This is a genomic window from Oceanicella sp. SM1341 (genome assembly GCF_003448965.1).
GTDB lineage: Bacteria > Pseudomonadota > Alphaproteobacteria > Rhodobacterales > Rhodobacteraceae > Paroceanicella.
In genome coordinates this window covers 195,652-219,049 of sequence record NZ_QRGC01000002.1, presented here as the reverse complement: position 1 = coordinate 219,049, position 23,398 = coordinate 195,652, and the positions used below count along the sequence as shown (strand labels likewise).

The following is a 23,398-nucleotide window of genomic DNA, read 5'->3' as shown; positions in this document are numbered from 1 at the left end:
TGGGCGGGAGTTAGGAAGCCAGACGCCTTGGGCAGCGCGCGTGGAGTTTTCGGGAGGCGGGCGTGGCTCGGACAAGAACACCGATATCCGGAGGGCCGGCCGAGGCGCCCGAGCGCATCCTGGCGGCGCAATACGTCAGGATGTCCACCGAGCATCAGCAGTACCCGACACAGAACCAGTCAAAGACCATCCGCGAATACGCCGAACGGCGCGGCATCGAGATCATCAAGACCTACTCGGACGATGCGAAAAGCGGTCTGATCATCGGCGGCCGAAGGGCATTGCAGCAGATGATCTCCGACGTCGAGTCGGGCGCGGCCGAGTACCGCGTGATCCTGGTTTACGACGTCACCCGCTGGGGACGATTTCAGGACGCGGACGAGGCGGCCTACTACGAGTATCGATGTCGCAAGGCCGGGATGCAGGTCGCCTATTGCGCCGAGCAGTTCGAGAACGACGGATCGCCGACCTCCACAATCGTGAGCAGCGTCAAGCGGGCCATGGCTGGCGAATACAGTCGGGAGCTCTCGGTCAAGGTCTTTGCGGGCAATGCCGCCTGATCGAGCTCGGCTACCGTCAGGGCGGCCCCGCCGGTTTCGGGTTGCGCGGAGCGCTGCTGAACGAGCGTGGCGAGGTGAAGGCCGAACTCAAGCGCGGTCAACACATAAGCCTTCAGACCGACCGCGTGATCCTGGTCCCCGGCCCCGAAGAGGAACAGCGGGTCGTCCAGCGCATATACGAGATGTTCGTGAATGAGGGGCGGCCGGAGCGCGAGATCGCGGAGATCCTAAACGCCAAAGGACATCTCACGGATCTCGACCGGCCGTGGACCCGGGCGACTGTCCATCAGGTGCTGACCAACGAAAAGTACGTCGGCAACAACGTCTTCAACAAGGTGTCGTTCAAGCTGAAGCAGCGTCGTGTCGTGAACCTGCGGGATATGTGGATCCGTGCCGATGGCGCCTATCAGGCCATCGTCGACGAGGCGATGTTCCTACGCGCCCGGGAGATCGTGGATGCGCGCAGCCGCCTTTTCGGATGAGGAACTGCTCGACGCCCTGCGCGCGATCCTGAAACGGCAGGGCCAGCTGTCCGGTCTGATCATCGACGAGGAGAACCTGGCACGCCCGGCGCTGGCTCACCCCGTGCGTCGCGACGACGCGGGCCACCGCTTCCCGTCTCACGCCGGGCGCTACCATTTTTTTGCTGCGACATCCTTTAGAATGGCGTTGTCGAGCATCGCCTCAGCGAGCAGCCTCTTCAGCTTGCCGTTCTCGTCCTCCAGCGCCTTCAGCCGCCGGGCATCCGAGACCTCGAGCCCGCCATAGCGCGCCTTGAACTTGTAGAACGTCGCCGAGCTGACCCCGTGCTTGCGGCAGACATCGCCCGTCGCCATCCCGGCCTCCTGCTCCTTCAGCATCGCGATGATCTGCTCTTCCGTGAACCTTGATCGCTTCATCGTCTGTCTCCTTGATGGAGCGGACTCTACCCAAAAATGAAGGAAGAAGCGGGGCTCAGATCAGATCGACCGCCTCAGCCGCGCGCTGATGGATTTCTCCAAGCTGGTGGAGATCTTCGACCGCCACGGGGTGACCTTCGTCTCTGTCACGCAGTAGTTCAACACGACCACGTCGATGGGCCGGCTGACGCTGAACATCCTGCTCAGTTTCGCCCAGTTCGAGCGCGAGGTCATCGGCGAGCGGATCCGCGACAAGGTTGCCGCCTCGAAGAAGAAGGGCATGTGGATGGGCGGCTACGTGCCGCTCGGCTATGACGTGGTCGACCGCAAGCTGATCGTGAACGAGGCCGAGGCGACGCAGGTCCACACCATGTTCGAGCTCTTCGCGCAGTCCGATTCCACCGCCGCCGTGATCAGGGAGCTGAAGGCCCGCGGCATCCGATCCAAGCGCGGTCGGCCCATCGATCGCGGGGCGCTCTATAAGCTGCTGCACAACCGGATCTACCGCGGCGAGATTACCCACAAGGGCGAGACCTATCCCGGCATGCACGACGCGATCATCGATGCGGATTTGTGGGACGCCGTACATGCCGTGCCGTCCGGCAACCGCAACCAGCGCGCCGGGCGCACGCGGAGCACCGAACCGGCGCTGCTGCGCGGGCTGATCTTCACCGAGACCGGCGCCGCGATGACCCCGCATCACACCAAGAAGGGCGATAGGCGCTACTGCTACTATGTCTCGATGGACGTGATCCAGAAGCGGCCGACAGCCGAGTTGCGCGGGCCCCAGCGGCTCCCCGCGGCCATGGTGGAGGAAGCGGTCATCGGCGAGATCCGGCGGCTGCTGCGCACGCCGGAAATCATTGCGCGCACCGCGCGGGCCCTGAAGAGGGAGCGGCCCGACCTCGACGAGGGCGCCGTCACCGCGGCGCTCACGCAGTTCGACGATCTGTGGAAGGTGCTGATCCCGGCGGAGCAGGCCCGCGTCGTCCAGTTGCTCGTGACCCGCGTGACGGTGGGCGAGGGCGGCCTCGACATCGATCTGCGCCAGAACAGCCTCGGCGCGCTGGCGAGCCTGATGACGCCCGCGCGGGAGGACGTTGCCTGATGCCCGCGAACGACACACTCCGCGTCCACGTCCCGCTCACGGTCAGAAAACGCGGCGGCCGGCCGCGTATACTGCCGCCGCGGGACATTGAGGCGTCCGACCCGCCGCCGGGACAGCATCCCCCCGTGCTGCGCGCCATCAGCCGGGCATGGGCGTGGCGACAGCGGATGGAGCGCGGCGAGGTCACCACCATCGCCGATCTCGCCGCCGAGGAAGGCCTCTCCGACCGCTACGTCAGCCGCCTCCTGCGCTTGGCATGGCTGGCACCGAATGTTCTCGAGCGACTGGTCGTGCGCCGCGAACCCTGCGTGATCAGGCTCTTTGAGCTTTGCTTCGTCGCGTGCTTGCCGTGGGACGAGCAGCTGGTGCGGGTGTTCGACTGAGGCGAAGGATCAGTCAGGGATCTGGTGAAGCCGAACCCGGTCTGGAGAAAGCAACGTCTCATCCGGGTGCAGTTCGTATGTGACCAGCGGCCACCGGCGGAATAGTCGAGGCACAGCGCGTTCGGAGCCTGCAGGATCGGATCGCCGTTGAGCCAGTAGTGACCGAAGAAGACGGGGCGTTCGTGGGCGGGATAGGTCTGCGCCATCAAGGTTCCCGGTAGCGGGACATCGGGCAGATCATCCGGAACAGGCACCGAGATTGCGATGTCACGCCAGGTCCGGGCCCCTGCATTCCACCATTGCAGCCGAACGTGATCGCGGTGAGTGCCGTCCTTGTCGCGGAATGCAAACCCTTCGGGAAGCTTGTGCTCGGACCCTTTCGTGATTTCCTCGGCAAGGTGGAAAAGTTCTTCGGAAGGATCAGCCGCGCGTATCAACTGCTCTTCGGACAGGAAGCCATTGTCGGTGAGCGCCCGCACGCGGTCGATCGTGGGGTCTACCCAGCAGGCATGCACGGCGCGGAATCCCTTAGCTTCTAGAAACAGTGGGAGGCTGCGCATCCACGCCGCGCCTCGTCGGTCTCGCCGGCGCCGACGGGAAGCTCCGCCAGGAAGCTTGCGTGCTGGCGCAGGTTCTTCTCCGAATGAGCGCGGAGGGGCTGCCCGGTCTCGGGGTGGGCCGTGTGGAAGTGAAGGGCATTCAGCTCGTGGTTGCCCATGATCGCGCGGGCCTTGCCGCTGTCGATCAGGTCTCGCACCAGGTGAATGACGGCCCGGTTCTCCGGTCCGCGGTCGATGAAGTCGCCCAGAAAGACGATGATCCGCTCCGGGTCGGGATGGATCCAGCCCGCCGGTCTCCGCCGCCATCCGAGGGCATCGAGCGCCCCCCGTAGTTTGGCGATCTGCCCGTGGATGTCGGGAAAGATATCGACTGTTCCCATGCACTCTCCTGAAAATCGTTTCATATGCTGATGGCGGGTTCGCAAATGCCGTTAGTCACCGCCCCGCGCTGTGTAACGCTAACGAACTCAAGTCCTTTTGTCGTCGGGGTTTTCCGGTTGTCGCCATGTGCGGATGCCGCCACCGCTATGTGCCATTCGGCCACCAACCCCATCGGCTACGCCTCCCCCACGTTCGGTCTCCGTTCCGCTCGATAGGGATGGAAACAGGGCGCGCAGTTTTGGCGGCGTCGCGAGTCATGCCTTTGGAAAGGCGAAGAAAATTTCGACCGAACCGAAATCGGCGCGGTTCGCCCAACAAGAGACGAGAGGCCATTCAGAGATGAAAATCGTTCTGCGCCCGCGTCTCAGCGGCTCGCACCCACACGGCAAACCCTTTTGAAAACAGGAGAAATTCCGCCTCGATCGGGCAGCATGAACGGGTTCGCAACGGTGACGGTGGCGGACAGGAAGGGATTCGAACCCTCGAGACGGTTCCCCGCCTACTCCCTTAGCAGGGGAGCGCCTTCGACCACTCGGCCACCTGTCCGCGGACGGCTCTACTTGGTGAACGCCCGCGATGCAACCGGAAATTCCGTCGCGCCGCCGCATGGCGCGTGCGCCCGCCGGAGCGACTGCGCGTCACACGCGTAAAACGACTCACCCGCCGCGCCGCAAAAATAAAAAGTAAGACCTTATGACCATAAATCGGGACGATTTTCTGACACAAACCGGCTTGCCCGAATGAAGTCATTGAATGATACTGGGTTATGTCGCTCCGGGTGCGTAGATGCCCGAGCCAATATGGGAGGATAGCATGAACAAACACGAGACTTCCGTCTCGCGCAGGTCTTTCCTGCGCAAGGGCGCAGCGGCCGGCGGCATCGCGGCCACCGGAGCGCTCGCGGCACCTGCCGTGCTCGCCCAGGCACCCATGGTGGTGAAGATGCAGACGTCCTGGCCCGCCTCGGACATCTGGATGGATTTCGCCCGACAGTACACCGAGCGCGTGGAGGCCATGTCCGGCGGGCGGCTGAAGGTCGACCTGCTGCCGGCGGGCGCCGTTGTCGCCGCCTTCCAGGTGCTCGATGCCTGCAACGACGGCGTGATCGACGCGGCGCATTCCGTGCCCGTCTACTGGTACGGCAAGCACAAGGCCGCCTCGCTCTTCGGCACCGGGCCGGTGTTCGGCGGCTCGGCCACCACCATGCTGGCATGGTTCAACGCCGGCGGCGGGGCGGAGTATTACCGCGAGCTCACCCAGGACATCCTCGGGCTCAACGTGATCGGCTTCCTCGGCTTCCCGATGTTCGCCCAGCCGCTGGGCTGGTTCAAGAACGAGGTCAACACCGTCGACGACATCAAGGGGCTGAAGTACCGCACCGTGGGCCTCGCGGCGGACCTCATGCAGAGCATGGGCATGTCGGTGGCCCAGCTTCCCGGCGGCGAGATCGTGCCGGCGATGGAGCGCGGCGTGATCGACGCCTTCGAGTTCAACAACCCCTCCTCGGACATGCGCTTCGGCGCGCAGGACGTGGCGAAGAACTACTACCTCTCCTCCTACCACCAGGCCTCGGAGAGCTTCGAGTTCATCTTCAACCGCGACTTCTTCGAGGACCTCGACCCCGACCTGCAGGCCATCCTGAAATACGGCGTCGAGGCGGCCTCCACCGCCAACACCGCCATCGCGATGGACAATTACTCCGCCGACCTGCGCAAGCTGCAGGAAGACAGCGGCGTGACCGTGCACCGCACCTCCAAGGACATCCTCGACGCGCAGATCACCGCCTGGGACGGGCTGATCACCCAGCTCGAGGAGGACGAGTTCATGAAGAAGGTGCTCGACAGCCAGCGCGAATGGGTGGAGCGGGTGACCTATTACGAGCTGATGAACGCGCCCGACTACGCCCTCGCCTACAACCATCACTTCCCCGGCAAGCTCGCGATGTGAGCCCTCCGGCCCGCGGGGCCGGAGAGGGAAGGGATTTCCGGCGGCCGGGGCATTGCTTGCCCCCCGGCCGCCGGGCCGCCGCGCCCGGTTTCCGGCGCGTTCCACGCAAGGGAGGGAGCGGTTCTCGCATGGTGGGTTTCATCCGTTTTGCCGACAAGCTTTCGGCCTGGTTCGGCCGGACCTTCGCCTGGCTGATCATCCTGATGACCTTCGGGGTGAGCTACGAAGTGGTGGTGCGCTATGTCTTCAACGCCCCCACCACCTGGGCGCTCGACGTCTCCTTCATCATGTACGGCACGCTGTTCATGATGGGCGGGGCCTATACCCTGTCGCGCGGCGGCCATGTGCGGGGCGATTTCATCTACCGGCTCTGGCCGGTGCGGGTGCAGGCCGGCGTGGACCTCGTGCTCTACATCCTGTTCTTCTTCCCGGGTGTCACGGCGCTGATCCTCTCGGGGTGGAAGTACTCCTCCCGCTCCTGGGGCTACACCGAGGTGAGCGTGAACAGCCCCGCCGGCATCCCGATCTTCCAGTTCAAGACCGTGATCGTGGCCGCGGGCCTGCTGCTGTTCATCCAGGGCATCGCGCAGGTGTGCCGCTGCATTCTCGCGATGCGCACCGGCGCCTGGATGCCCGCCGAGGCGGACGTGCAGGAGACAGAGGAACTGCTCCTGCACCAGGGCGATGCCGCCTGACCCCCCTTCCAGATCACTAGCCCCGGACGGAGCCCCGACGTGACCAACCCCGAAATCGCCCTCCTGATGCTGGGCCTGTTCATCCTGCTGGTATTCCTGGGCTTTCCCATCGCCTTCACGCTGATGGCCATGGGCATAGGCTTCGGCTACTACGCCTATTACGACGCCGGGCGCATGTGGCGCAGCTTCAACCGCCTCACCGAGGATGCCGGCACCTGGGACCAGTGGTCGCTATGGCTCGAGGGGTTCTACAACAACCGCATCTTCGATCTGTTCATCAACCAGACCTACACGGTGATGTCGAACGAGGTGCTCACCGCCGTGCCGCTGTTCCTGTTCATGGGCTACATCGTGGAGCGCGCGAACATCGTGGACCGGCTGTTCACCACGCTCAACATCGCGGCGAAGAACGCGCCGGGCTCGATGGGGGTGGCGGCGCTGATCACCTGCGCGCTCTTCGCCACCGCCACCGGCATCGTGGGCGCGGTGGTGACGCTGATGGGGCTGCTCGCGCTGCCGGCGATGCTGAAGGCGCGCTACGAGCCCTCCTTCGCCTCCGGCATCATCTGCGCCGGCGGCACGCTGGGCATCCTCATCCCGCCCTCGATCATGCTCATCGTCTATGCCGCGGCCTCCGGCGTGTCGATCGTGCGGCTCTACGCGGGCGCGCTGCTGCCGGGGCTGGTGCTGGTGGGGCTCTACCTTCTCTATGTGATCGGCCGGTCGATCCTGCAGCCCTCCGTGGCGCCGCGGCCCACGAAGGAGGAAGTGCCGGACGTGCCCTTCGGCAAGCTCGTGTTCATGCTGGTCACCTCCTTCTTCCCGCTCGCGGTGCTGATCCTCGCGGTGCTCGGCTCCATCCTCTTCGGCCTCGCCACGCCCACCGAGGCTGCGGCCATCGGCGCGCTCGGCGGCATGGTGCTCGCGGTGCTCTACCGGGCGATGACCTTCCAGCGCCTGCGCGAGAGCGTCTACCTCACGGTGCGTACCACGGCGATGGTGTGCTGGCTGTTCGTGGGCTCCTACACCTTCTCCTCGGTGTTCTCCTACCTCGGCGGCGAGCAGGTGATCTCGGAGTTCGTGGAGGGGCTCGACCTCACGCCGCTGCAGTTCCTGCTCATGGCGCAGCTGATCATCTTCCTGCTCGGCTGGCCGCTGGAATGGTCGGAGATCATCATCATCTTCGTGCCGATCTTCCTGCCGCTGCTGGCGATGTTCGACATCGACCCGCTGTTCTTCGGCATCCTCGTGGCCCTGAACCTGCAGACCTCCTTCCTCACCCCGCCGATGGCGATGTCGGCCTATTACCTCAAGGGCATCGCCCCGCCGGAGGTGCAGCTCACCCAGATCTTCAAGGGCGTGATGCCCTTCCTGCTGATGGTGTTCATCTCGATGGCCGTGGTCTACATCTTCCCCGCCGTGGTGTTCCACCTGCCGGAGGTGTTCTATGGACGGTGACGCGATGCCGGCGCCCGACCTGTTCACCCTGCGCGAGCGCCTCGCCTCCGGCGCGCTCGAGGCCGCGGCCCTCACCCGCGCCTGCCTCGACGAGATCGCGGCGCGCGACGGGGCGCTGCGCGCCTTCGCCCGGGTCGACCCCGCCCATGCCCTCGCCCAGGCCGAGACGCTCGACCGCAGGCGCCGCGCCGGCCTGCCCCTCGGGCCGCTGCACGGCCTGCCGGTGGCGGTGAAGGACGTGATCGACACCGCCGGGATGGAGACCACGAACGGCACCGGGCTCGACGCCGGGCGCATGCCCGGGCGCGACGCCTTCGTGGTGGCGCGGCTGAAGGCCGCCGGCGCGGTGATCCTCGGCAAGACGGTGACGGCCGAGCTCGCCTTCCGCCACCCCGGCGAGACGCGCAACCCCGCAGCCCCCGGCCGCACGCCCGGCGGCTCCTCCTCCGGCTCGGCGGCGGCGGTGGCGGCAGGCATGGTGCCGCTCGCCCTCGGCACCCAGACCGCGGGCTCGGTGCTGCGCCCGGCCTCCTACTGCGGGGTGACCGGGTTCAAGCCCAGCTTCGGCGCCATCCCCCGCACGGGCGTGCTGGCCCAGGCGCCCAGCCTCGACACCATCGGCGTCTTCGCGCGCAGCACGGCGGAGGCGGCGCTGCTGGCCGAGGCGCTCTTCGGCCATGACCCGGACGACCCCGCCACCGCGCCCGCCCCCTTCCCCCGCCTGCTGGAAGGCGCGCTGAGCCGGCCGCCGCTGGCCCCGGTCTTCGCCTGCATCGGCGCGCCGCTCATCGCCGGGGCCGACCCGGAGATGCGCGCCGCCATCTCCGAGCTCGCGACAGCCCTGGGCGACCAGGCCTTCGCCGTGGACCTGCCGGACGAGTTCGCCGAAGGGATCGTGGCGCGCGAGCGCATCAACCTCGCCGAGATGGCGAAATGCTACCACCGCTACGAGCAGCGCGGCGGCGCCATCCTCTCGCTGCAGATGCGCGAGGCGCTGGCCGCCGGCGCGCGCATGCCGGCGCGGGACTATCTCGCCGCGCTCGACTGGCGACAGGTGCTGAACGCCGGGCTGGAGAAGCTGTTCGAGCGCTGCGACGCGCTGCTGCTGCCCGCCGCCCCGGGCCCGGCGCCGGAGGGGCTGAACCACACCGGCTCGGCCGAGTTCAACGCGCTCTGGACGCTGTGCGGCCTGCCGGCCATCAGCCTGCCGCTGCTCGAGACGGCGGAGGGTCTGCCGCTGGGGGTGCAGCTCGTGGGCCGGCGCGGCGAGGACGCGCGCCTGCTGCGCACCGCCCGCTGGCTGGAAAGCTTCGTCCTGACCGGGGAGACCGAGAGATGACCGACCGCCTTCTGGCCAGTTTCGCCTTCGCCGTGTTCCTCGGCTTCCTCGGCATCCTGTTCTGGTTCGTCCCGCAATGGGACCTCGGAATCGTGCTGGCCCTCACCCTGGCGCTGGCCTTCTGGGACCTGTTCTTCCACGACCGCGGAAAGGGCTGAGCCCTCAGCCCAGCCGGGCGGGGGAGAAGGGCAAGGGGTCGGTGAAGGGCGTCTCGCCGCCGATCAGCTCGGCCAGCAGCCGGCCGGTGGTGGGGCCCAGGGTGAAGCCCTGGTGGCCGTGGCCGAAGTGGAACCACAGGCCGTCGTGGCGGGGGGCTGCCCCCACCACGGGCAGCATGTCGGGCATGCAGGGGCGGGTGCCCATCCAAGCGGCGTTCTCCACCGGGGCGCCGAGGGTGAGCAGCTCGCCCGCCAGCCGCTCGGCCCGGCGCAGCTGCACCGGGTTCGCCGAGGGCTCCGAGCCTGCCAGCTCGGCTCCGGTGGTGATGCGCAGCCCCTTGGCCATCGGGGCCATCACGTAGCCGTGGGCGGCGTCGAGCAGCGGCAGGTTGAGCCGAATCGGCGCGCGGTAATGCATGTGGTAGCCGCGCTTGCGCAGCATCGGCACCCGGTAGCCCATCGGCCCCAGCAGCGCGGGCGACCAGGGCCCCAGCGCCACCACGGCGAGCTTCGCCTGCAGCGGGCCGTCGATGGTCTCCACCTTCCAGCCGCCGCCCGGCGCGGGCGCGAGGCTGGAGGCGTCGCCTTCCGCGAAATGGCCGCGGCGGGCGGCGAAGAGCCCGGCATAGGCCGCCACCAGCCCGCCGGGGTCGGACACTGTCCAGGGGTCGCGCCAGTGCACCGCCCCTACCCCGCCGGAGCGCAGCGCCGGCTCGGCCGCGCGCAGCCCTTCCGCGTCGAGCACCGAGACATGCAGGCCGAAGCGCGCCGCCAGCCCCTCGGCCAGCCCGGCGGCGGCGGTGAAGGCGGACTCGTCGCGGTAGAGCTCGCGGAAGCCCTCGCGGGTCACCAGCGCCTCGGCGCCGGCCTCCGCGATCAGCGCGCCATGCTCGGCCGTGGCCCGGGAGATCAGGCCGGAATAGGCATCGGTGGCGCGGGCGTGGCGCGCCGGGCCCGAGTGCCACCAGTAGCGCAGCAGCGGCCCGAGATGCCCGGGCAGCGCGCCGGCGTCGTAATGCACGGAATTGTCGCGCCCGCGCGCGATGCGCAGCAGCGCCGCCATGCCGCGCGGCATGGCGTAGGGCTCCATCGCCTCGGCCTGGATGATGCCGGCATTGCCGTAACTCGTCTCGCGCCCGGGGGGCCGCCGGTCCACGATGGCCACGTCATGCCCGCGCCTCTGCAACTGCAGTGCCGCGCCGAGCCCGGCCATCCCGGCGCCCAGAACAAGGATGTCAGCCATCACGGTCTCCCCTTCGTGTGCGAGGGCCAGAGGACCCCAAACCGGCCCCCCTTGCAAGCGCCGGCTGCGCCCCGGGGGCCCGCTGCGCGCCATGCATGGCCGGCATGCGATCGGTCAGCCATGCTGACACTTGTCAGGTTCGCGATATTGCCCTATCTATTCGTGCCGACATAGTTAGCACACTACCTTATTCCATCACGCACCGGACCCGCCCCATGAGCACGCAGCGCAACGAGATCTCGTCGGACTTCCTCGAGGCCCTCACCCGGCTGAGCCGGAAGCTGCGCACGCAGTTCAACGCGCGGGTGCTGGCGCACGGGCTCACCTATCCGCGGGCTCGGGCGCTGCTGCGCCTCGCGCGGCGGCCGGGCATGACCCAGAGCGAGCTCGCCTGCGAGCTGGAGCTGGAAAAGCCCACCCTGGTGCGCCTGCTCGACCGGATGGAGGAGCTCGACCTCATCCGCCGCGAGGCAGACCCGAAGGACCGCCGCGCCAAGCTCATCATCCTCACCGACCACGGGCAGGCCCAGGCCGAGCTGGTGAAGGGGCTGGGCGCCGAGCTGCGCCACGACTACTTCGCCGAAGCCGACATCCCGGCCCTGCGCGACGCCGTGCGCCTGATGGAGGCGGTCTCGGCGCGCATCGACACCCACGCCCAGGAGGCCTCCGATGAGTGAGGCCGCCACACGCCTGCCCGCCACGGAGCCGGAAGCTCCCGCGGCCGGGGCGCAGGCCGCCCGGGCGGAGCCCGGGCAGGACCCCGCCCCGCCTCCGGCCTCCGGCCTCACCAAGCCGCCGCTGACGGCGGTGGCCTACATGCTCGCCGCGGTGGTGATCGCGGTCACGCAGGGGCTGGGGCTGAGCCTGCTTTCCACCAACGTGCAGCAGATCGCCGGCCCGCTGGGCGCCACCACGCAGGAGGCGACCTGGCTTTCGGCCGCCTATCTCGCGCCCAACGTCAGCCTCACGCTGCTGCTGTTCAAGCTGCGCGCGCAATACGGCATCCGCAATTTCGCCGAGGTGGCGATCGCGGTGTATCTCGGCGTCAGCGTGGCGCACATGTGGGCCGACAGTTTCCAGTCCGCGCTGGTGCTGAGCTTCTTTGCCGGGGTCGCGGCCTCGCCGCTCTCCTCGCTCGCCTTCCTCTACATGCTCGAGCCGCTGGCGCCGGCCCGCAAGCTCAACATCGGGCTGTGCCTCGCGCTCACGGCGCTGTTCTGCTCCACGCCGGTGGCGGGGCTGATCTCGCCGCCGCTGCTCGACCGGTTCGGCGTGCAGGGCATCTACCTCGTCGAACTCGGGCTCGCCATGGTGAGCGCCGGGCTGATCTACCTGCTGCCGCTCGCCTCGCCGCCGCGGGCCAGGGTGCTGAGCTGGCTCGACTTCATCAGCTACGGCTTCGTCGCGGTGGCGCTCGGCTCCATCGCCGTGGTCTGCACCATGGGCCGGAGCTACTGGTGGGCCGAGGCGCCCTGGCTGGGCTGGCTGCTGGCGGCGGGCATCGCCTGCGCCACCGTCTGCGCCCTGATCGAACTGAACCGCCAGAACCCGCTGCTCGACATCCGCTGGCTGGCTTCGCCCGAGATGCTCCACTTCGCCGGGGTGCTGCTGCTGTTCCGGCTCATCCTCTCCGAGCAGTCCAGCGGCGCGGTGGCCTTCTTCCGCGCCATGGGGCTGCAGACCGGGCAGATGGCCGGCTTCTACTGGGTGGTGCTCGGCTCGATGGTGGCCGCCGGCATCGGCTGCGCGCTGATCCTGAAGCCGGAGCGCTACTCGCGCATCCATGCGCTCGCGCTGCTGCTGCTGGCGCTCGGCTCCTGGCTCGACAGCCATGCCACGGTGCAGACGCGGCCGGAGCAGATGTACCTCAGCCAGCTGCTGATCGGCTTCTCCTCAGGGCTCTACCTGCCGCCCTCCATGGCGGTGGGGCTGATGTCGGCGCTCAGGCGCGGGCCCAACTACCTGCTGAGCTTCATCATCGTGTTCCTCACCACGCAGAAGGTGGGCGCCACGGTGGGCTCTGCGTTGTTCGGCAGCTTCGTGACGCTGCGCGAACAATACCACTCGCATTCCCTCGTTCAGCACCTCACCTCGGGCGACCCGCTGGTCACGCAGCGCATCGGGCAATATGCCGCCGCCCTGCGCGCGGCCGTGCCGGACCCGGCGCTGCGCTCGGCGGAGGGGGTTTCGACCCTCGCCCGGCGCACCACCGAACAGGCCTATGCACTGGCCTACGGGGATGCCTTCCTTGCCACCGCCTGGCTCGCGAGTTTCGCGCTGGCCTGCCTGCTGCTGCACGAGGCCTGGCGCTTCGTGCAGCGCCGCAGCGCCGCGGCCATGGCCTGATCCGCAGATGTGAGACAGATGTCCAAGTTATTCCGCACCGCATCGACCTATGTCGCGCTCATCCTGGGCGTGGCGGGCGTGTTCGTCATCCTCTTCGCCTTCGGGCTTCCCCCCTTCGCGGGCTCCGTGGAGCGCACGGAAGACGCCTACGTGCGCGGCAAGGTGACCTTCATCAGCCCGCAGCTCGCCGGTTACATCGACGAGGTGCCGGTCCAGGATTACCAGCACGTGAAGAAGGGCGATCTCATCGCCCGGATCGACGACCGGATCTTCCGCCAGCGCGTGGCCCAGGCCCGGGCAACGCTGGAGAGCCAGGAGGCCGCGCTGGCCAATTCCGAGCAGTCCCGCCTCTCGGCCCAGGCTCAGGTGGAAGCGGCCCGGGCGCAGCTCGAGAGCTCGAAGCAGGATCGCGAGACCGCGGAGGCCGCCTGGAAGCGCTTCCAGGCCCTGCGGGACAAGGGCGTGGTGACCCAGACCACCGCCGATGACAGCCGCACCGCCTGGGTGCAGGCCCGTTCGGCCGAGCATCAGGCCGAAGCGGCGCTCGAGGTCGCCCGGCAGGACCTCGCCGCCATCGCGGTGAACAGGCAGTCGCTGCAGGCGGCGGTGGACGGGGCGCGCGCCTCGGTGAAGCTGGCCGAGATCGACCTGGAGAACACCCGCATCACCGCCCCGCAGGACGGCACCCTGGGCGAGATCAGCGCCCGGGTGGGGCAGTATGTCTCCGCCGGCTCGCAGATCGGCTCGCTGGTGCCCGAGGACATCTGGGTGGTGGCCGCCTTCAAGGAGACCCAGCTTGCCGGGATGACCGTGGGCCAGTCGGTCACCTTCACCGTCGACGCGCTGAACGATGCCGAGCTGCACGGGCGCATCGAGCGCTTCTCTCCGGCCACGGGATCGGAATTCAGCGTGCTCAGGGCCGACAACGCCACCGGCAACTTCACCAAGATCGCCCAGCGGCTGCCGGTGCGCATTGCCATCGACGCCGACCAGCCGCTGGCGCGGCGCCTGGTTCCCGGCATGTCCGTGGTGGCGCGGATCGACACGGCGGCGGCCGGCGCGGTCGCCGCGGCCGAGCAGCCGGCGGGGGCGATCAGCTTCGCGCCGCTGCCGCAGTAGGCCTCGGCCACGCGACGCGGCCTGTCGCCCGGCGGCCGGCAGCCGGCGCATTGACCGCGCCGCGCTGCGGGCGAAGATGGGGCGTCGATTCCCCCGAGCAAGGAGGCCGTCTATGCCGGACAATGCCCTCGCGCCGCTCTATCTCGACGATCTGTCGGTCGGTCAGCGGTTTCTCTCCGGAACCTTCACCCTGAGCGAGGACTGCCTGAAGGGCTTTGCGCGGGCCTACGACCCCCAGCCCTTTCATCTCGACGACATCGCCGCCCGGGCAACACTGTTCGGCGGGCTGGCGGCCAGCGGCTGGCAAACGGCGGCGATCACGATGAAACTGCTGGTGGAGGGGGCCTCGCAGCTGGCGGGCGGCATCATCGGGGCCGGCGCCGAGATCCGCTGGCCGAGGCCGACACGGGCCGGAGACACGCTGCAGGTGGAAAGCGAGGTGGTGAGGATCATCGCGCCACGCGCCCGCCCGCGCCAGGGCGTCGTCGTCATGCGGAACCGGACACGGAATCAGGACAGGGAAATCGTGCAGGTGATGACGGCGAGGCTGATCGTCTTCAGCAGATCCTGACCCCGGCCGCCGCAGGCCGGGCCCTGGCCCGGGGGCATTCTCTCCCAGCGGCTCCGCAGACCCGGCGTGAGGAGCGGACCATGCGCGAAGTCAGCGCCGTTCGGCCGGCCCGGCGCCGCTGTCCTGCGCCACGCTGCGGATCTCCTCCAGGTAGGCGAACAGTTCCCGGCAATTTTCCGACAGCAGGTCGAAATCGGCCGAGGCATGCGGATGGCGCTCGCTTGCGAGCGAGATGTGGCGGAGCATGCGCGACAGCGGTGCGCGCAATTCGCCCACGCATTCGTTTGCGAAGGGTTCCAGCACTTCGCGCAGTTTCACCGCCTGGTCCGGCTGATCGGGGCGCGGGGGTTCGAGGGCGCGGCTGAGCGCGCGCTCCACGGCCTCCCGGAAGGTGGTGCCGTCGAGCCCGTCCTTCTGCAGATAATCCGAACAGCCGGCGGCGATGGCGCGCTTCTGCATGCCGGAGCTGCTCTGCCCCGAGAGCAGGATGATCGGCACCGGTTCCTCGTGCGCGGGGCGGAAGGTCTCGATCGCGACGAGCCCCTCACCGTCGGGCAGGAAATTGTCGAGCAGCACGAGGTCGAACGCGTCCTGCGCCATGTGGCTGCGCGCCTCGCGCAGCGAGGTCGCCTCGGTGATCTCGAGGTCGAGCTGGGCGGATTGCGCCAGCGCGTGCAGGCGGCGCCGGTCGAAACGGCTGTCCTCCACCAGGAGGCAGCGCTTGCGGGGCAGCCGCGCTTCGGAACGCTCCCTGGCGGCGGCGAGCGCGCTGTCGAGGTCGGAATGCAGCATCGTTTTCTCCTCCTTCTCTGGGGCGCCCGACCCGCCCGGCCATCGGGGGCGGACCGACGCACCACGGGAGCGGGCGTCATCGGATAACCTGTCATGCTTTCGATTAAGAGGCGGTAAATGCTGACAATTTTCAGCAGTTCCGCGACGCCGGACATGGCGCCGTGCCGTCAACGCTTTGGAAACGAAAGCTGCGCACCCTCTGGGGCGGTTCGCATCGCAGGGGAGAGACGAACATGGACAGGATCATCGTCACGGGGCCGGCGGGGCCGAATCTCGGGCAGTCCGACCGCGGGTGCCGCGCATGACCCCGGCCACCGCGGCCGAAGCCTGTGCAGGCACCCTGCCTGCCGGCGCCCCGTCGATTCTGCTCGTCGATCCGCAGAGCGGCGAGAGCGGCCCGCAGCAGGGCGGCCTCGCGCTGGTTCCCGCCGGGCTCGAGCTTGCCGGCGGCGTGACGGAAGCGCTTCGCATCGCGGCAGAAACGCATCCGGACTGCATCCTGCTGCCGCCCGGCGCCTCTGCCATCGGGCTCGCGGAGACCCTGCGCCGCAGCTTCCCCGGCACGCCGGTCTTCGAGATGCTGCCCCTCGCAGCCGGGGACGGGGGCGATGCCGCCGCCGCGGCCGTCGCGGCCGAGCGGGCTGCCTGCCGCCGGGAGCTGGAGGAATTCATCCAGATCGCGGTGCACGACCTGCGCGCGCCGCTGCGTGCCTGCCTCACCATCCCCTCCTGGATCCGGGACGACCTGGAGGCCGCGAATCAGGACTTCGCGCCGATCGCCGATGACGTTGAGATGCTGCTCACGCAGGCCACGCGCATGTCGGCGTTGCTCGAGGCGCTCTCCACCTATGCGCGCGTGGGGCATGGCGAACGGCCGGACGATACGGTCGACCTCGCCACCCTCGCCGCCGCACTGGCGCGACAGCCCGGGGCGCCGGCCGACCTGCACCTGGACATCGCCCCCGGATTGCCGGCGCTCGCCCTGCGCCGGCAGGACATGGAGATCCTGCTGCGCCAGCTGTTGCTGAACGCGGAACGGCACAGCGGCCGGCCGGCGCCCAGGGTGGAACTCGCGGCACGCGCGCTGCCCGGAGGCGGGCTGGAACTGAGCGTGACGGACAACGGCCAGGGCGTGGCGGAGCAGTATCGCGAACGGGTGTTCCGGCCGGGCACCACCCTGAGGCCGCGCGACGAGGTGGAGGGCAGCGGAATGGGCCTCGCCATCGTGCGCCGCATCGCCCGCTACTGGGGAGGCGAGGCGGTGATGGATGCGGCGCCCGACGGCCAGGGCGCCCGCGTCACGGTGACCCTGCCGCGCGGATCACCGGTCTTCGCGGGGGGCGTGGCCGGCGTGGTCAGGTGAGCCGCACCACGTGATTGTCCCATTGCGCGGCGTGGGTGCGGCCTCCGTGCGGGCGGGCCTCGGCGTCGATCAGGCAGGTGCCGCCCTGCCCGTCGCTGAGCATGAAGCCGCCGGGTGCGGTGGCAAGGCCGCAGACATCCGGCTGGCGGTGCAGCCCGACCAGATCGCCGGAGGCACTGTCGAAGGCGATGAGCTGGCCGCCACGCGGCGAGGTGATGGCCACGATGCGCCCGGTGGCGTCGAAGGCGACACTGCCCGCATAGCCCTGCATCCGCCGCTGAACCGGGTCGGGGGCGGCGAGCAGGCGCAGGCTGTCGGCCCCGGGGTCGAGCAGGGCGAGCAGCGGCGGCACTTCGGTTACCGCGCCCTGCCATTGCATCGCCGCCGCCACCAGCCCCTCGGCGGTGAGGGCGAGGTGGCGCATGGAGTTGAGGTGCAGCGCCTCGGGCAGCGCCCAGTCCTGCAGCAGGCTGCCATCCTCGAGCGAGATCAGCGCGAGCGAGGAGCGCATGGTGGGCAGGTTGAGCTTGGCGCGGCCGGTGTCCGGGTGGGTCTGGATGCCACCGTTGGCGACGATCAGCAGCCGGCCGCCGGGCATGAGCATCGCGTCATGCGGGCCCACGCCGCCGGAGGAGAACTCGCCGAGCCGGGTGTAGCCGGCGGAAGCGTCCCAGATGCCGATGCGGCCCTCGCCGGCGTCGTAATCGTTTTCCGGGGTGTAGAGCAGGCCGCCATCGGCGGAAAACGTGCCGTGGCCGTAGAAATGCCGGCCCTCCGGCGCCTCGAGCCGCGCCAGGGTGCGGCCCTCGGCGCAGTCGATCACCAGGGCGAAGGTGCCGGGCCGGCGGGCGAAGGCGATGGCCTCGGGGCGGGAGGGGTGCGCCGCGCCGGCATGGCCGCGCCCGGGCAGCGGGACGTGGAACAGCGCCGCGCCCTCGGCCGAGAGACCGTAGAGGCCGTAGCTTCCATCCGGCTCCCGCGCGGCGGCGAGATAGGCGGGGCCCGCGGCGGCGGCCCAGCCGGTTGTGCCGGTGAGGGAGAGGGCGGCCGCCCCCGCGAGGAAGTGACGCCGTCCCAGTTCCATCTCAGTCTCCGTCCAGCGCGTTGAAGCCCTCACGCACTCCGAGCTCCGGCGCGATGGCCATGGAGAGGGCGATGTAGAGCTGGTTGTAGTCGGTCTGCAGCGCCTCCACCCGGAAGCGCGACATCGGGTCGGCCACCGCCTCGGTGAGCGGCGGGGCGATGCGGCTCAGGTCGTCGCGCACCCGGGCGAAGGCGGCGCGGGCGGCCTCGGCGTTTTCGGGCGGCAAGGCGGGCACGAAGACCGCCTCGGTCATCCGCTCCGCCGCGTCGAGCGACAGGCGGATGTTGCGCAGCGGCCGGTCAGAGCGCCAGGCCTCGGCGCGGGTGGGGCGCGGACGGTCGAAGCTGCCCAGCGGGTTGCCCAGCCGCAGGTCCCGCGTGAACTGCACGCCGCCGAGCAGCGCCTTGTAGAATTCCTGCACCGCGGAGAGCGGCTCGGGATAGGCGAGGTTGTCTGCCGCCCCGGCCTCCAGCAGCCAGCCGGACCAGGGGTCTTCCCAGCGGTCGACCAGCGCCGCGGCGAGCCGGTGCAGATCGATGCTCACCGCCTGCAGCAGCCGGCAGCGGTAGGGGCCGGCGCCGAGGGTGAGCCCGGTCTCGTCGTAGAGCAGGTAGTCGAGCGCGAAGAGGCCGCGCGCCGCGATGGAGACGTGTCCGAACGCCTCCGGGTCGTCCACCACCGGGTCCTCCGCCTCGGCGAGCCCGGCGAGGTTGCGCGCGGTGAAGCCCTTGCGGTCGGGCCAGAAGGCGATGGCGAAGGCACGCTCCTCCTCCTCCGTGGGGCCGAAGCGCAGGTGGCTCACGCCCTCCCACGCGTCGAAACTGGCCTGGTAGGCGGAGCGCATCGCCGCCTCGTCGCAGCCGCGCGCGGCGGCCTCCAGCCCGGCGGTCTCGGCCTCGAAGGCCCCGAACCCGGGCAGGATCACCTGGTCGAGCGCGCGCTCGGCGATGGCGCGGGGCGCCGCCTCCTGCGCGCCGGCGGCGAGCGGCGCGAGCAGGGTGGCGGCGAGGGAGAGGGCGCCGAGGCAGGATCGCATCACAGGGACTCCAGGAAGGCGATGATCGCGTCGCGGTCGGGCTTCTGCAGGCCGGCGAAGGCGTCGCGCGCCGCCTGCGCCTCGCCGCCATGCCAGAGGATGGCCTCGGCCAGGCTGCGGGCCCGGCCATCATGCAGGTAGAAGTCGCGCACCGACACCCATTTCGTGAGGCCGATGCCCCAGAGCGGCGGCGTGCGCCACTCGCGCCCTGTGGCGCGGCCCTCGGGGCGGTTGTCGGCCAGGCCCTCGCCCATGTCGTGCAGCAGCAGGTCGGTGTAGGGCCAGATGAGCTGGAAGCTCTGCTCCGGCTGGTCCTTCAGCCGGGCGGTGACGAATTTCGGCACGTGGCAGGAGGTGCAGCCCGAGGCATAGAACAGCTCCTTGCCGTGCAGCACCGTGGGGTCGTCGAGGTCGCGGCGCTGGGGCACCGCGAGGTTGCGGCTGTAGAAGGTCACCAGGTCGAGGGACTGCTCGTCGACCTCGAACTCCGGCGAGGCGCCGTCGGGGGCGGCGCGGCAGGCCTCCTGCGCGGCAGTGCAGTCGCCGGAGGCGGAGGGGTTGATCGGGGTGGAGAGGCCGAGATCGCCGGAGAACGCGTCGGCCGATTGCTGGCGGATGGTGGGCACGCCGGCCTTGTGGCCGAAGCGGCCGAGCATCGGGCGGTCGAACTCCTTCGACCAGACGATGTTCGGGCGGCCGGAAATGCCGTCGCCATCCGCGTCGTCGGGGTCGGCATGGGCGAGGATGTCGGCCTCGGGGATCGCCTCGAGCAGGCCCAGCCCGATCATCTGCAGCGTGAGCCGCGGCGAGATCATCGCGTCCTCCGCCAGCGGGCCGTAGGCGAGGTCGGAGATCGAGTAGGTGGGTTTCTGCAGGGTCACCACCTCGCCGCCCGGCAGGGTGACGGGGATGTCCTCGTACTCCATCTGCATCTGCCCCTCGGCGGGCACGCCGGCGACGGAGAAATTCTGCAGCTGGCCGCCATAGACCGGGTCCGGCGCGGTGGCGAGATAGCCCTCGATCTGGTCGGTGAGCGGCGAGGTGGCCGGCACCGAGATGCGCAGGAACAGCGAAACGGTGGGCTCATCCTCGCGGATCGGGCGGCGGCCGCGGCCGTCCTTCAGGTGGCAGTTCTGGCAGCCGCGGGCGTTGTAGAGCGGGCCCAGCCCGTCGGAACTGGTGGTGGAGGAGGGCGAGGAGACCCAGAGCTTGCGGAACAGGCCGTTGCCGACCTTGAAGTCCATCTCGCGCTCGAAGCTCATGTTGGCCGAGCTTTGCGAGAACACGTCCGGGCTCACGGCGAAATCGGTGGTGGCCGCCCCGCCCTGGTTGAGCTCGAAGGGCTCGGCCTTCGAGAAATCATCGGTCGGGGCGGTGACGGCGGCGATGCGCTCCGCCTCCGCCGCCGTGCGGGGGATGACATCGAGATGGATGTCCCCCGGCAGCGGGTCGGCGAAGGCGGGCAGGGCAGCGGCGGTCAGGAGCAGGCCGGTCAGGAATGTCTTCATGTCGATCGGCCGCCCCCGGCGGCCTCCTCAGTCCGCTTCGTCGGCGGGCGTGGCGTTGAGCTGGCCGTAGTTCTGCTCGCCAATCTGGGCGTAGAGGTCGAGCTGGGTCTCGAGGTAGTCGATGTGACCCTCCTCGTCGGCCAGCAGCTCCTCGAACAGCTCCTTGGAGACGTAGTCGCCCACCTTCACGCAGTATTCGCGGGCTTCCTTGTAGAGCGCCCAGGCGTCATGCTCGGCAGCGAGATCGCACTCCAGCGTCTCCTTGATGTTCTGGCCGATTCGCAGCGGATCGAGGGTCTGCAGGTTCGGGTGCCCCTCCAGAAAGATGATGCGATCCATCAGCTTGTCCGCATGGTGCATCTCCTCGATGCTCTCCGTGCGCGACTTCTTCGCCAGCCGGCCGTAGCCCCAGTCAGCCTGAAGTCGGTAGTGCAGCCAGTACTGGTTGATGGCCGTGAGTTCGCTTTTCAGCGCGCGATTCAGGTACTCGATGACCTTTTGGTCGCCCTTCATTCCGGAACGTCCCCTGTCTGTTCGTGCGCAGGTTGCGCAGGTGGATCGGGACGCCGATATTATCATTGTCGCGCATGTTTGCCACAAAAAGCGAAATGCACCCCCCGCACTGCGGCGCCTTGCCGAGCGCGCGATAGATCTTGCCCGGGGTAATCACGGTGTCGGGGTCCGCGGCGCGCATCCAGTCGATGGCGTTCGAGATGTCCGTGTCACTGATGACGGCGCAGGAGCAGATGATCACGCCGGGCCTCCTCGGGGATGTTCGGATGGGTTACTGGAAAACCGCCGACGGGTTGTCGAGACTGTCGGAGCCCTCGATCTGGATGTCGGTGCCGAGAACGGCGACGGCCTTCTCGATGCTGCGGGTCTGGGCGACGAGATGGTCGACCACGTCCATGATCAGCGCCTCGCCCTCCTCGTTGCCGCGGGCGAGCATCTGGTCATAGGCGAGCCCGTCCTCGGCGCGGGCCTTGAGCTTGCCGAGCGAATCCACCGTGGCGTCGAGCGCCGCGGTCACGGCGGCGTCGGCCTCGGGGTCCGCCTCGGCGACGAGGGCGGAGAGCGACGGGCCGGAGACCTTCGAGCCGTCCACCCGGGTGTAGCTGCCGGTGTAGACGTTGCGGATGCCCAGGCCGTCGTAATAATGGCTGTTGTGGGTGTTGTCGGAGAAGCAGTCATGCTCCTCCTCCGGGTCGTTGAGCATCAGGCCAAGGCGGATGCGCTCACCCGCCAGCTCGCCGTAGGAGAGGCTGCCCATGCCGGTGAGCATGGCCTGGATGCCGGCGTCGGGGTCGGCCATCAGGGTTTCGCGGGCCTCGCCGCCCTCGCTCCACTGCGCGGCCATCCACTCGAGGTCGGAGACCAGCAGGTCGGTCGCCACCTTCAGGTATTCGGCTCGGCGGTCGCAGTTGCCGCCGGTGCAGGCGTCGCCCTGTGCGTAATCGGTCCAGGGGCGGTTGCCGGCGCCGGCCTCGGTGCCGTTCAGGTCCTGGCCCCAGAGCAGGAATTCCACCGCGTGGTAGCCGGTGGCGACATTGGCCTCGATCTCGTCCGCCTCCTGCAGGGTGTCCTGCAGCAGTGCCGGGGTGATCTCGGATGCATCCACCTCTTCGCCCGAGAGCGTGAAGCTCTCGTTCGCGATCACGTTCAGCACGGCGTATTCGTTCTCGTCGCTCGCCCCCTGGCCCTCGACATAGTCGATCAGCCCCTCGTCGAGCGGCCAGGCGTTGACCTTGCCTTCCCACTCGTCGACGATGGCATTGCCGAAACGGTAGGCCTCGGTCTGCTGATAGGGCACGCGGGCGGCCAGCCAGGCCTCGCGCGCGGCGGTGAGCGTGTCCTCGGAGGGAGAGGCGATCAGCGTGTCCACCGCCTGCTGCAGCGCCTTCGCCGTCGTCACGGAGTCGCCGTACCCGGCCTCGGCGATATCGGCGTAGGTCCCCAGGACCTCCGTCTTGTCCACGGCGAGGGCAGGGGCAGCAACCAGAATGGCGATTGCGGTGAAGGGCAGCTTCATGCGCGTCTCCCGACTAAAACAGTAGGTCTTCGGGAGGAAACTTGAGCAAAGGGCTCGGGAAAGTCAATTCCTACTAATTCACTTTTGTATTGACCCCGCGGCAGCCCCGCGGGGGTGTCCCGCTAACGACATGAAATCGCGTGGCCTTAGCGCGCGCGGGTGGTCGGAGCCGGAGGCGGGGTTTCCAGCCTCTGCCAGCCGTGCAGCAGCGCCCTGCCCCGCCGGGTGAAGCTGAAATAGCATCCGCCGCCCGCCGGCTGGTCGTGATTCCGTGCGATCGCCTGTCCGGACAGGGCGCAGGCGAGCAGGGTTCCCACCGCGCCGTGGCCCACCAGCAGCACGTCGCCCTCGGGCGCCTCGGCCAGGGCCGCCGCCGTCTCGCGCAGGATGCGGGCCTGGGCCCGGGCCGCGGGCTCCCAGCCGCGCACCGCCTCGTCGGGCCGGGCGAAGAAGGCATCCGCCATGCGCTCGAACTCCGGCGGCGGCAGGAAGCCGGTGGCCGAGCGGTCGTTCTCGTGCATGGCCGGGCGGATGCGCGGGGCAAGGCCGCGCGGGGCACCGATGCACTGCGCCGTCTCCACCGCCTTGCGCTCTGCGCTCGAGAAGATGCTGCGCGCGCCGGCAAACCAGGGCGCGTGCGCCGCCGCCTCCGCCCGGGCGCGGCCGATGTCGCTCAGGCCCCAGTCCGGCACCGGGATCTCGGGGTCCAGCCGCACCTGCGGGTGGCTGAGGTAGCGCACGATGCTGTCCATGCGCGCAAGGTGCCGCCGCCCGCGCGCCCCGGCAAGCGCCGCGCTGTCGCGGCCCCCCGGGTGGCAT

Annotated in this window: 23 protein-coding genes, 1 tRNA gene and 3 pseudogenes; 15 read left to right on the top strand and 12 right to left on the bottom strand. The window is 69.1% G+C overall.

Translation table 11 applies throughout. The features are described from left to right. Positions 1–116 precede the first annotated feature (116 nt). Positions 117–1,115 (top strand): annotated as a pseudogene (locus D3P35_RS26955) (recombinase family protein); the annotation flags it as partial. Here the strand turns inward: D3P35_RS26955 and D3P35_RS02960 are convergent. After that, a pseudogene (locus tag D3P35_RS02960) lies at positions 1,104–1,459 on the bottom strand (transposase); the annotation flags it as partial. The pseudogenes D3P35_RS26955 and D3P35_RS02960 overlap by 12 nt on opposite strands. Positions 1,460–1,523: 64 nt before the next feature. On the opposite strand from D3P35_RS02960, the pseudogene D3P35_RS26670 reads away from it, so the two are divergent. The 4 genes and pseudogenes from D3P35_RS26670 to D3P35_RS26665 all read left to right on the top strand — a co-directional run. Further along, positions 1,524–1,733 (top strand): annotated as a pseudogene (locus D3P35_RS26670) (recombinase family protein); the annotation flags it as partial. A gap of 6 nt (positions 1,734–1,739) precedes the next feature. Then, positions 1,740–2,567, top strand: a complete 828-nt coding sequence (locus D3P35_RS02955) for a recombinase family protein (RefSeq protein ID WP_370030015.1) — start codon at positions 1,740–1,742, stop codon at positions 2,565–2,567. Then, a complete protein-coding gene (locus D3P35_RS02950; protein WP_118132966.1) occupies positions 2,567–2,950 on the top strand; it encodes a hypothetical protein in 384 nt (127 codons plus the stop codon). Before D3P35_RS02955 ends, D3P35_RS02950 begins: the two co-directional genes overlap by 1 nt. 311 nt (positions 2,951–3,261) lie before the next feature. Next, entirely contained in the window at positions 3,262–3,489 is a 228-nt protein-coding gene (locus D3P35_RS26665) for a hypothetical protein (RefSeq protein WP_232830349.1), read from the top strand. On the opposite strand, the gene D3P35_RS26660 is transcribed toward D3P35_RS26665, so the two are convergent. Both D3P35_RS26660 and D3P35_RS02940 read right to left on the bottom strand, forming a co-directional pair. Then, positions 3,486–3,890 (bottom strand): metallophosphoesterase, encoded by a 405-nt coding sequence (locus D3P35_RS26660; protein ID WP_232830348.1) that lies wholly within the window; start codon positions 3,888–3,890, stop codon positions 3,486–3,488. The genes D3P35_RS26665 and D3P35_RS26660 overlap by 4 nt on opposite strands. A gap of 457 nt (positions 3,891–4,347) precedes the next feature. Continuing rightward, positions 4,348–4,437 (bottom strand) — tRNA-Ser (locus tag D3P35_RS02940). A 267-nt stretch (positions 4,438–4,704) separates the two neighbouring features. Between D3P35_RS02940 and D3P35_RS02935 the strand changes: the two genes are divergently transcribed. The 5 genes from D3P35_RS02935 to D3P35_RS26495 all read left to right on the top strand — a co-directional run bounded on the left by D3P35_RS02935 (position 4,705) and on the right by D3P35_RS26495 (position 9,488). After that, positions 4,705–5,838, top strand: a complete 1,134-nt coding sequence (locus D3P35_RS02935; RefSeq protein WP_118132965.1) for a TRAP transporter substrate-binding protein — start codon at positions 4,705–4,707, stop codon at positions 5,836–5,838. Between the two features lie 128 nt (positions 5,839–5,966). Next, on the top strand, positions 5,967–6,533 hold the full coding sequence (locus tag D3P35_RS02930; RefSeq protein ID WP_118132964.1) for a TRAP transporter small permease subunit: 567 nt from the start codon (positions 5,967–5,969) through the stop codon (positions 6,531–6,533). A 39-nt stretch (positions 6,534–6,572) separates the two neighbouring features. Beyond that, a complete protein-coding gene (locus D3P35_RS02925) occupies positions 6,573–7,991 on the top strand; it encodes a TRAP transporter large permease subunit (RefSeq protein ID WP_118132963.1) in 1,419 nt (472 codons plus the stop codon). After that, the gene (locus D3P35_RS02920; RefSeq protein WP_118132962.1) at positions 7,981–9,330 is read left to right on the top strand and encodes an amidase; all 1,350 of its coding nucleotides are present in this window, start codon (positions 7,981–7,983) and stop codon (positions 9,328–9,330) included. The genes D3P35_RS02925 and D3P35_RS02920 overlap by 11 nt, the downstream gene beginning before the upstream one ends. Next, on the top strand, positions 9,327–9,488 hold the full coding sequence (locus tag D3P35_RS26495; protein ID WP_198670442.1) for a hypothetical protein: 162 nt from the start codon (positions 9,327–9,329) through the stop codon (positions 9,486–9,488). The genes D3P35_RS02920 and D3P35_RS26495 overlap by 4 nt, the downstream gene beginning before the upstream one ends. Before the next feature lie 4 nt (positions 9,489–9,492). Here the strand turns inward: D3P35_RS26495 and D3P35_RS02915 are convergent, their stop codons facing one another. After that, the gene (locus D3P35_RS02915; protein ID WP_118132961.1) at positions 9,493–10,731 is read right to left on the bottom strand and encodes an FAD-binding oxidoreductase; all 1,239 of its coding nucleotides are present in this window, start codon (positions 10,729–10,731) and stop codon (positions 9,493–9,495) included. A gap of 215 nt (positions 10,732–10,946) precedes the next feature. On the opposite strand from D3P35_RS02915, the gene D3P35_RS02910 reads away from it, so the two are divergent. From D3P35_RS02910 to D3P35_RS02895, 4 genes are all read left to right on the top strand, one after another. After that, positions 10,947–11,408: a MarR family winged helix-turn-helix transcriptional regulator gene (locus D3P35_RS02910; protein ID WP_157982015.1), complete on the top strand. Its 462-nt coding sequence runs from the start codon at positions 10,947–10,949 to the stop codon at positions 11,406–11,408. Then, positions 11,401–13,077, top strand: a complete 1,677-nt coding sequence (locus D3P35_RS02905; protein WP_198670441.1) for an MFS transporter — start codon at positions 11,401–11,403, stop codon at positions 13,075–13,077. The genes D3P35_RS02910 and D3P35_RS02905 overlap by 8 nt, the downstream gene beginning before the upstream one ends. An 18-nt stretch (positions 13,078–13,095) precedes the next feature. Further along, positions 13,096–14,196: an HlyD family secretion protein gene (locus D3P35_RS02900; RefSeq protein ID WP_118132959.1), complete on the top strand. Its 1,101-nt coding sequence runs from the start codon at positions 13,096–13,098 to the stop codon at positions 14,194–14,196. 112 nt (positions 14,197–14,308) lie between these two features. After that, on the top strand, positions 14,309–14,767 hold the full coding sequence (locus D3P35_RS02895; RefSeq protein WP_118132958.1) for a MaoC family dehydratase: 459 nt from the start codon (positions 14,309–14,311) through the stop codon (positions 14,765–14,767). A gap of 90 nt (positions 14,768–14,857) precedes the next feature. Here D3P35_RS02895 and D3P35_RS02890 read toward each other — a convergent pair whose 3' ends face one another. Next, positions 14,858–15,559, bottom strand: coding sequence for a response regulator (locus tag D3P35_RS02890; protein WP_118132957.1), 702 nt, complete (start codon positions 15,557–15,559; stop codon positions 14,858–14,860). 301 nt (positions 15,560–15,860) lie between these two features. Between D3P35_RS02890 and D3P35_RS02885 the strand changes: the two genes are divergently transcribed. Beyond that, the gene (locus D3P35_RS02885; protein WP_118132956.1) at positions 15,861–16,922 is read left to right on the top strand and encodes a hybrid sensor histidine kinase/response regulator; all 1,062 of its coding nucleotides are present in this window, start codon (positions 15,861–15,863) and stop codon (positions 16,920–16,922) included. Here the strand turns inward: D3P35_RS02885 and D3P35_RS02880 are convergent. From D3P35_RS02880 to D3P35_RS02850, 7 genes are all read right to left on the bottom strand, one after another. Next, positions 16,915–18,006, bottom strand: a complete 1,092-nt coding sequence (locus tag D3P35_RS02880) for a DUF1513 domain-containing protein (protein WP_118132955.1) — start codon at positions 18,004–18,006, stop codon at positions 16,915–16,917. The two genes, D3P35_RS02885 and D3P35_RS02880, sit on opposite strands and share 8 nt — an antisense overlap. A 1-nt stretch (position 18,007) precedes the next feature. Next, positions 18,008–19,042, bottom strand: a complete 1,035-nt coding sequence (locus D3P35_RS02875) for an imelysin family protein (RefSeq protein WP_118132954.1) — start codon at positions 19,040–19,042, stop codon at positions 18,008–18,010. Next, the gene (locus D3P35_RS02870; protein WP_118132953.1) at positions 19,042–20,550 is read right to left on the bottom strand and encodes a di-heme oxidoredictase family protein; all 1,509 of its coding nucleotides are present in this window, start codon (positions 20,548–20,550) and stop codon (positions 19,042–19,044) included. Before D3P35_RS02870 ends, D3P35_RS02875 begins: the two co-directional genes overlap by 1 nt. 27 nt (positions 20,551–20,577) lie before the next feature. Next, the gene (bfr, locus tag D3P35_RS02865) at positions 20,578–21,063 is read right to left on the bottom strand and encodes a bacterioferritin (RefSeq protein ID WP_118132952.1); all 486 of its coding nucleotides are present in this window, start codon (positions 21,061–21,063) and stop codon (positions 20,578–20,580) included. Continuing rightward, entirely contained in the window at positions 20,963–21,304 is a 342-nt protein-coding gene (locus D3P35_RS02860) for a bacterioferritin-associated ferredoxin (RefSeq protein WP_118132951.1), read from the bottom strand. Before D3P35_RS02860 ends, bfr begins: the two co-directional genes overlap by 101 nt. A 30-nt stretch (positions 21,305–21,334) precedes the next feature. Beyond that, positions 21,335–22,579 (bottom strand): imelysin family protein, encoded by a 1,245-nt coding sequence (locus D3P35_RS02855; RefSeq protein ID WP_118132950.1) that lies wholly within the window; start codon positions 22,577–22,579, stop codon positions 21,335–21,337. Between the two features lie 146 nt (positions 22,580–22,725). After that, a complete protein-coding gene (locus D3P35_RS02850) occupies positions 22,726–23,331 on the bottom strand; it encodes a histidine phosphatase family protein (RefSeq protein ID WP_118132949.1) in 606 nt (201 codons plus the stop codon). Positions 23,332–23,398: the final 67 nt, after the last annotated feature.